Genomic DNA, 9157 nt, shown 5'->3' with positions numbered 1-9157 from the left:
CTCCATTTCACTTGAGCTTGTCGTGGTCTATCTTACCATGACAACTATTACATAAACTCTCCAAGTGCTTTATACTTAGGCGTAGCTCCCAATTATCTCTTATAGGCTTCGTATGATGGACCATATCAGCACTCTTGATGCGTTTCTCTCTTAAACACTCTTGACATAGTCCTTTATCTATACGTAACCTCTGAGCTCTCGCCACTATCCACTCTTTGGAGTTATAGAACTTCTTTGCATCTTGGTTACGTACTTGCTTATCGTACAGTCTGTTACGTGTTGTTGTATCATCTTGTGCTAGGTTGGCGTGGTCATCACAGTACTTGCCATCTGTTAGCATCTTACATCCAGACTTAGAGCAGAAACGTTTTAGTGCCATTGCTATTCTCTTCTTTGATCTCCCAATAGAAACTTGGAATATTCTTAATGGCATTGCCTTGTTGGTTTAGTTTTCTAACCTTATACTCCTTGCCTAACCTATCCAGAGCATCCATAGCACTCATCAAATCAGCGCGGTTATATACCTTTTCCAAATACAGATTGTTATCTTGTTTTAGAAGATCTTTTTTTAGATTATTTAAAGGCAAAATCATTTCACCGTCACCCACAGATTTAATACTTACTCCATAATAATGATCGTTTGCTTTTTGTTCTTTACAATCACGACATGTCACACCATCTTTAGCCATTCCTTGACGTTTGAACCATCCTCCACAGCTTACACATAGGCACTTATTTGACATTAGTCATTCCTCCGTTCTGTTACTTACCTTTTCCCCGAGCAACCATCCAGCAACTAAACAAATACCGATCATACCCAACCATACCCACCAGTAAAAGATCATCTTTTCCCCTTCGCTCATATGGATCATGTCGTTAACGAACTGCTTCATATTTCGCAGTTACCATTCGGGCAGTCATTACCGTATGCTTCTGCCTCAGTAACTGGCTTGTTCTCCCATTCAATCGCTTCGAACTGATTTATATATTCCTCTTTGACTTCCACCGGTATTCTTTCATCCCTGAACATATCAGCAAGCAACCTTGCCATTCCTTCAACTGGTTTGACATTCAATAAGTCGAGACTAAGCTTTACCATTGTTATCACCTACCGTTTCAATTAGCTTATTTAGAAACCATTGCGCCTTTTTTAGATCCTCGATACCATTCTTTCTTTTCCAGCGCCAAAGATATTTTATAGCGCTACCTGTAGTGTAAGCTTCAACGCCTGTTAAACCATCTGTAGCAGCTTCTATAGCTTCGATACATTCTACCTTTCCACTTGTATAGTGCTTTGGATTTATTGGATCGTTAGCCATTTTGCTCACCTCACACATAATGAATTGATTCAAGCTCTTTCTCGCTATATTCAAACAACATGAAGCGCTTATGTGCTCCTACATATCCGTTATCACGGTGCCATTTATCTGTACGGTTTCTTGTCGCTAACGTTCTTACAGCCATACCGAATACATCCTTCGTCTCTTCAACGTGTAAATGTCCCGTGTGGATCTCTCTGCTCTTGGCCCCGGCCCATTCTTGCGGGAACTCTATTGGGAATATGTTGTGAAGGTCTTTACGCCCCTTATCGCCGTGAGTAATGCCTATAAAGTTATCTCCATAGACATAGGCCTTACGTTGCTCCATACGATCATCAATGTTGAGTTGTGGGTATCTCGCTTTGATCATCTGTACGAATGCCCAACCTAAAGCCTCGTCATGATTTCCAGGTGAATAGATGATATCAACCACACTGTATTGTGATAATGCCAACTCTATAAGCGGCTCAAAGAACTTCCTAGCTTCTTCCCATGCCTTGGCTGTATCTACCTGTTCTATAATCGTTCCGCTTGTTGTAGTGCCACGAAATCCATCGTTATGCAGCATGTCTTGGCCCAAAATAAATAAGACTCTCTCCCAATGTCGGGATGAAAGTCTTTCGATGATCTTTTGTTGTGTTTGTTTGTAATATTCGTAATCTGATATACCAAAGTGTGAATCAAATATTGGTATCTCAAGCATACGTTTGTCTTCTGTTTCAACCTGTTCGTATGTGAATAGAATTGGATCAATGTTTTCTATGGCCTTTATCAATCCATCTAAGTTAGAACCAATCTGCTTCGGTTTAATTGTTATCTTGCTAGCATATAGGGTTACTGTCCCGTCCTGCCTGTTATGCTGTCCCCACTCGCTCCATGTGGTAGCCGTAAGTTCCCACATCTCTGGGTCGTATCCGTGTGCTCTCAAGAGATAGCTCGGATCCTTTTCCATCTCCTCAGACATTTCTATCAATCTGTCCGACCTATGAGATCCGTTAGGTAGTATTTCCTTTGTGTTTTTATAATTAAGAGGCGCTTGTGCTACCTTACACCCTCTTTTCAGACGCTTCCTTACACCTTCAGACGAGATAGTTGTATTAAACTCATGTGATAACTTTTCCGCGATCTCCGCATGTGTGCCCGTTCCTTTTAGCTCGCTTAATCGCTTTAATTCTTCATCTGTCCAAGTTTGATGTTTCTGCACTAAAGCACCTCCTTTGTTATGTAAAATAAAAAAGCCGCCTATTGGCGACTAGTTAGCATAAATTCATCTTTATCTTGATCATATGAGACCACAATATCCATTCCATTATCAAACCATATTCGTATAGTGTTAATTCCTGCAGCTGGTCTGTAATCGTTCATATATCGCTTTAACCCAGGGAATTTCTCACAAAACTTCTCTTGCAATTTACCGTATGTTAAATCGTTATCCATACAAATCACCCCCGTTACCTCATAACATATATTATCATATAGATAATCAACTATGTATACCGCTTTACTTAGGCAGCGGTAGCCTCTGCGATCCACTCTTTAACCGCTGCAGTCACGGCTATGTTGAGGAGGCGTGCTTTATAGCACCTTTGCAAGAGTGGAGTAACGAATATGTTAAGGTTAGAATTACCTATGTTGAATATGATCTAATGAGTATGACCTAGTGCAATTGTCGAACCTTACTTCAACAACTTTTATTCCATCCATGGTGGTACGACCTGCACTGGCAACCTCACCGTAATCAAGCAATATCTCATTGTTTTTGCGGTAAGCGAATTTCCGTCTATCTCCTACTTTCATTCGTTCACCCCTTATTACTCTATATGCGAAGCGGACCGATATCACTCAGTCCACCCCGCATTAGGGAATTGCTCAGGATCTTTGCACCACCGCGAATTTTTATGCCGCTGTATTAGCCGCTATCATCCAAGGTATCCATACCTCTGTGGTGTCCTTTATTCAATTTCCCATACTCTTATTCTAAGTTATCTAAAGTCAAATTCTCTGCCAACTTCCTGCCAAGTTCCTGCCAACTTTTCAGTATCATCAATGACTACTTCTAATCGCAGCGCGTAGGCCAACTCTGACATTGCTTCTCGTTTAAAACGGTAATAAGTTCGCTCTGATAGATTTAGTTCCATCCACACATTAATATCTATAGGCTCCGGGTAAGACATGTATCGAGTTGATATAATCTCTTTATGTGGATGTATAAGCCTACTTATTGCCATTGCCACACGATCATAAGTTAACTTTGCGTGTTCTTCACCATCTACGTTGTAAATAGCTATGTTTTCGGTTTGCTTACTGATCCCTGTAAACCCTGTGTTTTCTTTAACGGCATATGATGGAGTGAGCGCGGCTTCCCTACGAACAAATCCCATTCTTTTATAGAGAGCTGCGGCCTTCAACTCTTTTTCTACTCTCTCAAATGTCGCATCTTCATCAATCGTCATTCCCGGGAAAGCTATTTGAAACACTTCGTTTTCCATGCCTTCACCCCTTACATAAAATCAAATATCTCTGTCTGTCCTTCTTTGACATATTCCGTCTTGTCCACTATAAGACCATCTTCTAGCCACTGTTTAGGCGCTTTCTTCGCGTACTGAGGCCATACCATTTCCCCGGCCTTATGTCGCTTTGGTTCGATCTCCTGCGCCTTCTGTGTCCATACCCATCGCGTCAATGCTGTTACAGTATCGTTTGTTATGTCTACCCCTCCCCTGGAAGGTTTATAGGTGCGTAATGGGTTACAGTAGTTAACAAACCGAAGTCGTCATCCCACCACTTCAAGCCGTTAATATGATCATATTGATTGCTTGCTTGTGTTACATTTTTGCCGTTGGTTACAATAAATGACGTACAGTCTTCCGGCGGATTCTCTGGATCGTACTTTATCCAAGGTATGCCCTGTTTCATTGCTTGCAATTTTTCTGCCTGATCTATGAGCCAACAAATATGAAGGTTTAATATGCCATCTTTCAGGTTATTTCCAAACTCTTTTTTGATGTATTCTAATTGCTGTTGGTCGTTCACCTTTCTTCCTCCCTAATACAGCTAATAGAGCAGCTTTACAAATTGCCTCAGGTGCTGTTATTGCTCTTGCATAGCCAGTAATGCCCCTATTAATCTCAAGAAATGCACATTCAAATTTGATCTGTCCATCTTCGTCAGTTTGCCCGATTCTATAAAGCATCCAGTTTTCTTTGCTCGATATTTTTTCTACTACATCCCACGCCGTTGATATGTCTATTGAAGGTATGAATCCTTTTACGCTATATGGCGAAAAATCATCTTCGTCATTCCAATATTCTGCTCCGCTGTATTCGCCAATAGTTATATGCATACGCATTACTTTCTCCGCAATCAATCTATCCATATGTTCGCCTGGCTTCATAGCTTGTATCTCTTCAGGTGTCATGATTCTTCTCCCTCCTTAACCGTTGAACTGTTCAGCCATTCCATAATCCGTTCATACATATGGGTTGTTTCTCTGTATCCAGAGTTAAATTCTTTTGTTCCATCTATTCCAAATAGCCCATCAAATCGTATTGAGAAGCACATTCCATCCCTCATATCCCAGCTTGGACGAACATACTTAATGTACTTGCTATCTGGATTGTTAGATCCTCCACCAAAACGATGAGACACCAATATTTCGGACATTATTTTGTCATATTGTTCTTTACTTAAGGCTAGTTCCTTCACTTTGTTTCTCCCTCCTTATCTAATGGATGTTTAGTGCGATACTCTGCAAATTCTCGAAGTGAAGCATAATATTCCATTTCCCAAAATTTAGCCTTTCCTTCTGCGTCATCTGCACGTTCTTTCTCTGCTTCAACTTGCTTTATTAACCATTCAAAATCCCCGGAAGCATCAGCTACATCTTGTGAGACAAACCCATCTTCATTTAATTCTCCGTAAAATATATATCCCGGTGCATCGAAGATTGATTTTATCTCCTGTAGTCGGTCGTTATCCTTTTGCCAGTCTCTAACCTCAGTCATGGGATACCTCCAAGCTTGATAGCGGCCAATCTCCTAGAGATTCTTTTAGCCGCGCACTATAAGGTGCAGATCCGCTAATACTAGTTACAATATCTTCTTTCCCGATAAATGAGTGTTCCATAGCGTCAATGATCCTCACTTTATCTCCCGGCTTTATGGTTGGTAATGGTAGGGGATCTGGATCAAAATCACCGTCTGCAATCTTCGCCTTAATTTGATGTTCAAACATATTTGTAAATCCTATATATTGTTTACTCATCCATTCAAGCAGCTTATCTGCATCTATTAGCTTTGGTTGTTTATCCATCAATCTAATACCTCCACTTCAATACCATCAGTTAAGCAGTAGGCAGTATCAACTTCTGTTCCAACGATTGTCCCTAATAGGTGCGTGTTATTGATGACCTCTTTCACATGAATCTTGCGTAGCGGCCTTCCACTACGTGGGCATAAATTTGCACCGTCTTACCTTCATACTTTTCCTTGTTATCCATTACTCTCTAACCTCCCCTAGAATGTACTTTGCAAACTCTTCATCCACCAGTAAGGTCTTCTTGCCATTACACACTACACATGTCTCTTGTTCAGGCAGATTATGCACTCCTATAGCGACCTCCAAACCCTTTCCGTCACAGTTATAGCAATCTATCTCTCTCATATCTTTTATCCCTCCTTAATCCTGATCTTTTGTAGCAATCCGTTCTGGGTCTATATCAAAATCTTCACAAATTTCGTTTAGTTCAACTCCAATCATTCCGCCAGTTAGCAGCCTTACTTCTGTTCCGCCTTCTGAAAGGTAATTGCCGCCAAGCAAGTTTGCAAATTCTGTTAAATCACTTGGATAAAGCCACATAATCAGCTTATCTCCACGCCATTCTCTTTCTTGCTCTGAAACAAATTTATACAAATCCAGTTCAGTCATCCTTTGTATCCCTCCTTAAACCCAACTTAGTGTAACTAGCACTTTTTCACCCGATCTAAGCGGCAAGTCAAACGCTTTATAATCTTTGTCTGCATACTTTGCAAAAGGTATTTCGTAACCTTCTTCTTCTAAACAAGCAATCAATAATTCATATACTTCTTGGATTTCTGCTTTTTGGTTTTCTTTCACTTTGTATCCCTCCTTTATAGGATAGAGGCTTGGTTATGCCTCTATCCCTGTTATAAAATCTTAATACGGCCCCCGCTGACGCTGAGTATTTCGGTCGTCTCGATGGCCTTCGGCCTTAATCCTCATCGTAATACTCGTCGTCATCAACCAGTATTTTTGCATCTTCCCATTCAGCACCACAGGCGCAGATTTGTTCAGATCCAACGGTAATCGGTATACCCATATACCCAGCAGGACGATCACAATATTTACACTCATAATGAGCCATATCTATCAATCTCCTTTGGTTTATTTGATGGCCTTCGGCCTAGTTCATCATATTTGCGTATGGTTCATTACTTTCGCTTGGAGTATCGTAGTAATGATTCCAAGTGACCTGATACCCATTAGTCAAGCCTTTGATTTTCATCTCGTAGAACCTACCCACCTCAGCAGCATCCTCAACCCACGGACATTCTATTAAATCTTCTTCCCACTGCTTATGGATCAGGTCGTCAAGTTCTTTGGAATAAATGAGTTTTTGAGGTGTTACTCCATATAGTGCAGCTATCTCTTCATTCTCTCTTTCTGCCTGCCTAACAGCTTCATATAGCCTCATTCGTGCCTTGACGGTAAATGTTCCCTTCCCATACTCTAGAATCGTTCCATCGCGCATTCTGCCCGCCTTATTTCGCGGATCTTTGTACATGTCTATCATTAGGTTTCTCAGTCCTACAAAAGGCTGCAACCAAGGATTGTGTTTAGCAAATTCCTGACTGCTCTTATCAATCTTGACAACTGGACAGATAATACATCCTGTTCTAGCTCCACAAGGGTCATCAGTTTTCTCATCTGCCCCGGCTTTGCGCTGCCTTAGTCCACATTCTCCGGTTGCATCTTTATATAGTTGTCCTAGTTCCTCAGCGTCTCCCCAAGCCATTCCTTCTCTGACTAGATAGCTCCACACATCATCTAACGTAAAGTTCACGATCGGCATAAATTCGGTGTTGCTGAAAAACTCTGATACTTGCCTGTTTTCTATGTTGTTACGCCGTTCCGCTGATTCACTAAGTCTCACGCCTGTAACCGTAAGCGTCGGACTTATTGCTTTATGCTCCTTCTGCGATGGTTCGATTTTCAATCTTTCCGTACACCAGCGGTTCATCCGGCTTTTTGGCAAGGGATAACCTCGGCCAATCGTTAGGTACATAAAGCTTTTTTCTATCGGCGCTGCAACTTCGACGGTTTTAATAGGCAAGCATTTTTCAATAACCAGCTTCTCTATCTTTGCAAGTTCGCTTTGTTTTAAGGGATCTGTGACAAAGTCAAGATGCGTCTGCGCCGTAGTAAGGTAAACATCCCGTTTCAGAGCTTCTGGTTTATACTGCTTAAGCTGCAATAGCGACCGAATCACTATATCCAGAGCTATCGTGGAATCTTTACCGCCACTATATGCCACAACCCATGGCCCCGGTCGCGACTCGTCTGTATATGCCTTCAATGTCTCCCCGATCGCTATCATTCGCTTTTGCTTGTAATCCAAAATTCACACACTCCTTCCTGCTGTATCTACTCTTCTATAGCCGTATAGTGGCTAACCATGTGTTATTGTTGCCGCCATCACATAAGGCTTTCCGCTCGGTCCATAACGCATAGCTTCAGCGACATAATATAAATGATTATGATGTTCTTCATAAATTTTCTCTCTCGCTGGAATTATTGTAGTGGTGCAATACATTGCGCCGTTTTCCTCATCTGCATCTGGATGTTGTTGTTTCAAATAGAATTGAGCAACCATAGGAAGTTCTTCGCGCTTGCAGATTTCAATAACTCGCTTCATAAGTGGTGCTATCTCGTTATCATAAATTTCTTCCTTGTCATACAGCTCTATACTCATTCCTTATCACCTTCCCAAACAGGCTCAGCGCAATCATCGCAATATCTTCGATGTTGTCCGCAATCTTCACATGGTGTAATTTTATTTGCCTGAAATTCGCAACCCATGTGGTAAGGCGTAATGGTTCCGTCATCTTCACGTCGTCCCAACTGTTCATGATCCATCGGAACAACTTCATTGCATACTCCACATTTATTCATGCTTATCACCTTCCCCTAATAGCCTTTCAGCACATAACAGAGCACCTTCAACCTGTTCCATAGAGCAATATTCCTCGCACTCTTGGTATGTCATGTCCGCTATCTTCTCCAAAAAGTCGTATTTTAGCGTCCAACCGCCTTCATTGTTTGGTTGTCTCGGGTATTGTCTTGCTTCTTCTAGTGCTTTACGTAACCGCTCATTGTTAGATGTTGCGCTGATCATTATTTTTTGAGCATGTTCAACCGTCTTGAATGATACACTTGCTTCTAACCGTTTTATGGTTTCGTCCTTATCAGCAAGCTCCTTGTTCTGCATGTTATACCGATTTTCTTCGGCAAGATGTTTACATGTATAATGTGCTGCGCATTCATTAGACTTTTGTAGTTCTGTCTGTAGAGATGCTATAGTTGCGTCCTTATCGATAAGCAATGGTTCAATTTTGACCTTTTGCAAAAATTCAGTCGAAAAAGATCCGCTGAATCCGTCCAGAAAAATAGATCCGTAATCATGCCCTTTGTGTTGAAATTCATCTGAACGACACGTCCAAATTTTCCCGAAGTTATCCGGATGATCATGCTCCATACACGTATGCATTACAACAAGGTCACCTTTTTTAAGCTTGTATCCTTCCATATCCCTTTTACCT

At 41.3% G+C, this 9157-nt stretch carries 21 protein-coding genes; all 21 read right to left on the bottom strand.

Features of this window, described 5'->3' with window-relative positions; all coding sequences use genetic code 11:
- Window positions 1–7: 7 nt before the first annotated feature.
- Complete coding sequence (locus RE628_RS11435; protein WP_309159445.1) at window positions 8–340, bottom strand: HNH endonuclease; 333 nt, start codon at window positions 338–340, stop codon at window positions 8–10.
- Window positions 341–353: 13 nt separating this feature from the next.
- Entirely contained in the window at window positions 354–743 is a 390-nt protein-coding gene (locus RE628_RS11430) for a hypothetical protein (protein WP_309158802.1), read from the bottom strand.
- 146 nt (window positions 744–889) lie between these two features.
- Window positions 890–1099, bottom strand: a complete 210-nt coding sequence (locus RE628_RS11425) for a hypothetical protein (RefSeq protein WP_309158801.1) — start codon at window positions 1097–1099, stop codon at window positions 890–892.
- Complete coding sequence (locus RE628_RS11420) at window positions 1086–1319, bottom strand: DUF3310 domain-containing protein (RefSeq protein WP_309158800.1); 234 nt, start codon at window positions 1317–1319, stop codon at window positions 1086–1088. Before RE628_RS11420 ends, RE628_RS11425 begins: the two co-directional genes overlap by 14 nt.
- Window positions 1320–1329: 10 nt before the next feature.
- Window positions 1330–2523, bottom strand: coding sequence for a hypothetical protein (locus RE628_RS11415; protein ID WP_309158799.1), 1194 nt, complete (start codon window positions 2521–2523; stop codon window positions 1330–1332).
- 38 nt (window positions 2524–2561) lie between these two features.
- Window positions 2562–2756 carry a hypothetical protein gene (locus RE628_RS11410; RefSeq protein WP_309158798.1) on the bottom strand — a complete coding sequence of 65 codons (195 nt, stop codon included), beginning with the start codon at window positions 2754–2756 and terminating at the stop codon, window positions 2562–2564.
- A 545-nt stretch (window positions 2757–3301) separates the two neighbouring features.
- The gene (locus RE628_RS11405) at window positions 3302–3808 is read right to left on the bottom strand and encodes an ArpU family phage packaging/lysis transcriptional regulator (protein WP_309158797.1); all 507 of its coding nucleotides are present in this window, start codon (window positions 3806–3808) and stop codon (window positions 3302–3304) included.
- Between the two features lie 11 nt (window positions 3809–3819).
- A complete protein-coding gene (locus tag RE628_RS11400; RefSeq protein WP_309158796.1) occupies window positions 3820–4002 on the bottom strand; it encodes a hypothetical protein in 183 nt (60 codons plus the stop codon).
- 26 nt (window positions 4003–4028) lie between these two features.
- Complete coding sequence (locus RE628_RS11395; protein WP_309158795.1) at window positions 4029–4352, bottom strand: hypothetical protein; 324 nt, start codon at window positions 4350–4352, stop codon at window positions 4029–4031.
- On the bottom strand, window positions 4303–4737 hold the full coding sequence (locus RE628_RS11390) for a BC1872 family protein (protein ID WP_309158794.1): 435 nt from the start codon (window positions 4735–4737) through the stop codon (window positions 4303–4305). The genes RE628_RS11395 and RE628_RS11390 overlap by 50 nt, the downstream gene beginning before the upstream one ends.
- Window positions 4734–5024 carry a hypothetical protein gene (locus tag RE628_RS11385; RefSeq protein WP_309158793.1) on the bottom strand — a complete coding sequence of 97 codons (291 nt, stop codon included), beginning with the start codon at window positions 5022–5024 and terminating at the stop codon, window positions 4734–4736. Before RE628_RS11385 ends, RE628_RS11390 begins: the two co-directional genes overlap by 4 nt.
- Window positions 5021–5323 carry a hypothetical protein gene (locus tag RE628_RS11380; RefSeq protein WP_309158792.1) on the bottom strand — a complete coding sequence of 101 codons (303 nt, stop codon included), beginning with the start codon at window positions 5321–5323 and terminating at the stop codon, window positions 5021–5023. The genes RE628_RS11385 and RE628_RS11380 overlap by 4 nt, the downstream gene beginning before the upstream one ends.
- Window positions 5316–5630 (bottom strand): hypothetical protein, encoded by a 315-nt coding sequence (locus tag RE628_RS11375; protein ID WP_309158791.1) that lies wholly within the window; start codon window positions 5628–5630, stop codon window positions 5316–5318. The genes RE628_RS11380 and RE628_RS11375 overlap by 8 nt, the downstream gene beginning before the upstream one ends.
- Window positions 5631–5816: 186 nt before the next feature.
- Window positions 5817–5981, bottom strand: coding sequence for a hypothetical protein (locus RE628_RS11370; protein WP_309158790.1), 165 nt, complete (start codon window positions 5979–5981; stop codon window positions 5817–5819).
- 15 nt (window positions 5982–5996) lie between these two features.
- Entirely contained in the window at window positions 5997–6245 is a 249-nt protein-coding gene (locus RE628_RS11365; protein WP_309158789.1) for a hypothetical protein, read from the bottom strand.
- A gap of 15 nt (window positions 6246–6260) precedes the next feature.
- Window positions 6261–6434: a hypothetical protein gene (locus tag RE628_RS11360; RefSeq protein WP_309158788.1), complete on the bottom strand. Its 174-nt coding sequence runs from the start codon at window positions 6432–6434 to the stop codon at window positions 6261–6263.
- A gap of 60 nt (window positions 6435–6494) precedes the next feature.
- Window positions 6495–6692, bottom strand: a complete 198-nt coding sequence (locus RE628_RS11355) for a hypothetical protein (protein ID WP_309158787.1) — start codon at window positions 6690–6692, stop codon at window positions 6495–6497.
- Window positions 6693–6741: 49 nt separating this feature from the next.
- Window positions 6742–7956: a phosphoadenosine phosphosulfate reductase domain-containing protein gene (locus RE628_RS11350; RefSeq protein ID WP_309158786.1), complete on the bottom strand. Its 1215-nt coding sequence runs from the start codon at window positions 7954–7956 to the stop codon at window positions 6742–6744.
- A gap of 51 nt (window positions 7957–8007) precedes the next feature.
- The gene (locus RE628_RS11345) at window positions 8008–8310 is read right to left on the bottom strand and encodes a hypothetical protein (protein ID WP_309158785.1); all 303 of its coding nucleotides are present in this window, start codon (window positions 8308–8310) and stop codon (window positions 8008–8010) included.
- A complete protein-coding gene (locus tag RE628_RS11340; RefSeq protein WP_309158784.1) occupies window positions 8307–8510 on the bottom strand; it encodes a hypothetical protein in 204 nt (67 codons plus the stop codon). The genes RE628_RS11345 and RE628_RS11340 overlap by 4 nt, the downstream gene beginning before the upstream one ends.
- Window positions 8503–9144, bottom strand: coding sequence for a hypothetical protein (locus tag RE628_RS11335; protein WP_309158783.1), 642 nt, complete (start codon window positions 9142–9144; stop codon window positions 8503–8505). The genes RE628_RS11340 and RE628_RS11335 overlap by 8 nt, the downstream gene beginning before the upstream one ends.
- Window positions 9145–9157: the final 13 nt, after the last annotated feature.

Origin of the sequence: Paenibacillus sp. D2_2, assembly GCF_031199965.1 — a bacterium.
Lineage (GTDB): Bacteria > Bacillota > Bacilli > Paenibacillales > Paenibacillaceae > Fontibacillus.
Note: the sequence above shows the minus strand (reverse complement) of the source record. Positions and strands in the feature narration are given on the sequence as shown.

What these genes read in the sequence shown, in the direction of transcription:
- RE628_RS11425 (WP_309158801.1), bottom strand. Translation starts at nt 1,099, where the DNA reads ATGGTAAAGCTTAGTCTCGACTTATTGAATGTCAAACCAGTTGAAGGA.
- RE628_RS11430 (WP_309158802.1), bottom strand. Translation starts at nt 743, where the DNA reads ATGTCAAATAAGTGCCTATGTGTAAGCTGTGGAGGATGGTTCAAACGT.
- RE628_RS11420 (WP_309158800.1), bottom strand. Translation starts at nt 1,319, where the DNA reads ATGGCTAACGATCCAATAAATCCAAAGCACTATACAAGTGGAAAGGTA.
- RE628_RS11345 (WP_309158785.1), bottom strand. Translation starts at nt 8,310, where the DNA reads ATGAGTATAGAGCTGTATGACAAGGAAGAAATTTATGATAACGAGATA.
- RE628_RS11340 (WP_309158784.1), bottom strand. Translation starts at nt 8,510, where the DNA reads ATGAATAAATGTGGAGTATGCAATGAAGTTGTTCCGATGGATCATGAA.
- RE628_RS11380 (WP_309158792.1), bottom strand. Translation starts at nt 5,323, where the DNA reads ATGACTGAGGTTAGAGACTGGCAAAAGGATAACGACCGACTACAGGAG.
- RE628_RS11335 (WP_309158783.1), bottom strand. Translation starts at nt 9,144, where the DNA reads ATGGAAGGATACAAGCTTAAAAAAGGTGACCTTGTTGTAATGCATACG.
- RE628_RS11405 (WP_309158797.1), bottom strand. Translation starts at nt 3,808, where the DNA reads ATGGAAAACGAAGTGTTTCAAATAGCTTTCCCGGGAATGACGATTGAT.
- RE628_RS11410 (WP_309158798.1), bottom strand. Translation starts at nt 2,756, where the DNA reads ATGGATAACGATTTAACATACGGTAAATTGCAAGAGAAGTTTTGTGAG.
- RE628_RS11375 (WP_309158791.1), bottom strand. Translation starts at nt 5,630, where the DNA reads ATGGATAAACAACCAAAGCTAATAGATGCAGATAAGCTGCTTGAATGG.
- RE628_RS11355 (WP_309158787.1), bottom strand. Translation starts at nt 6,692, where the DNA reads ATGAGTGTAAATATTGTGATCGTCCTGCTGGGTATATGGGTATACCGA.
- RE628_RS11390 (WP_309158794.1), bottom strand. Translation starts at nt 4,737, where the DNA reads ATGACACCTGAAGAGATACAAGCTATGAAGCCAGGCGAACATATGGAT.
- RE628_RS11365 (WP_309158789.1), bottom strand. Translation starts at nt 6,245, where the DNA reads ATGACTGAACTGGATTTGTATAAATTTGTTTCAGAGCAAGAAAGAGAA.
- RE628_RS11370 (WP_309158790.1), bottom strand. Translation starts at nt 5,981, where the DNA reads ATGAGAGAGATAGATTGCTATAACTGTGACGGAAAGGGTTTGGAGGTC.
- RE628_RS11435 (WP_309159445.1), bottom strand. Translation starts at nt 340, where the DNA reads ATGCTAACAGATGGCAAGTACTGTGATGACCACGCCAACCTAGCACAA.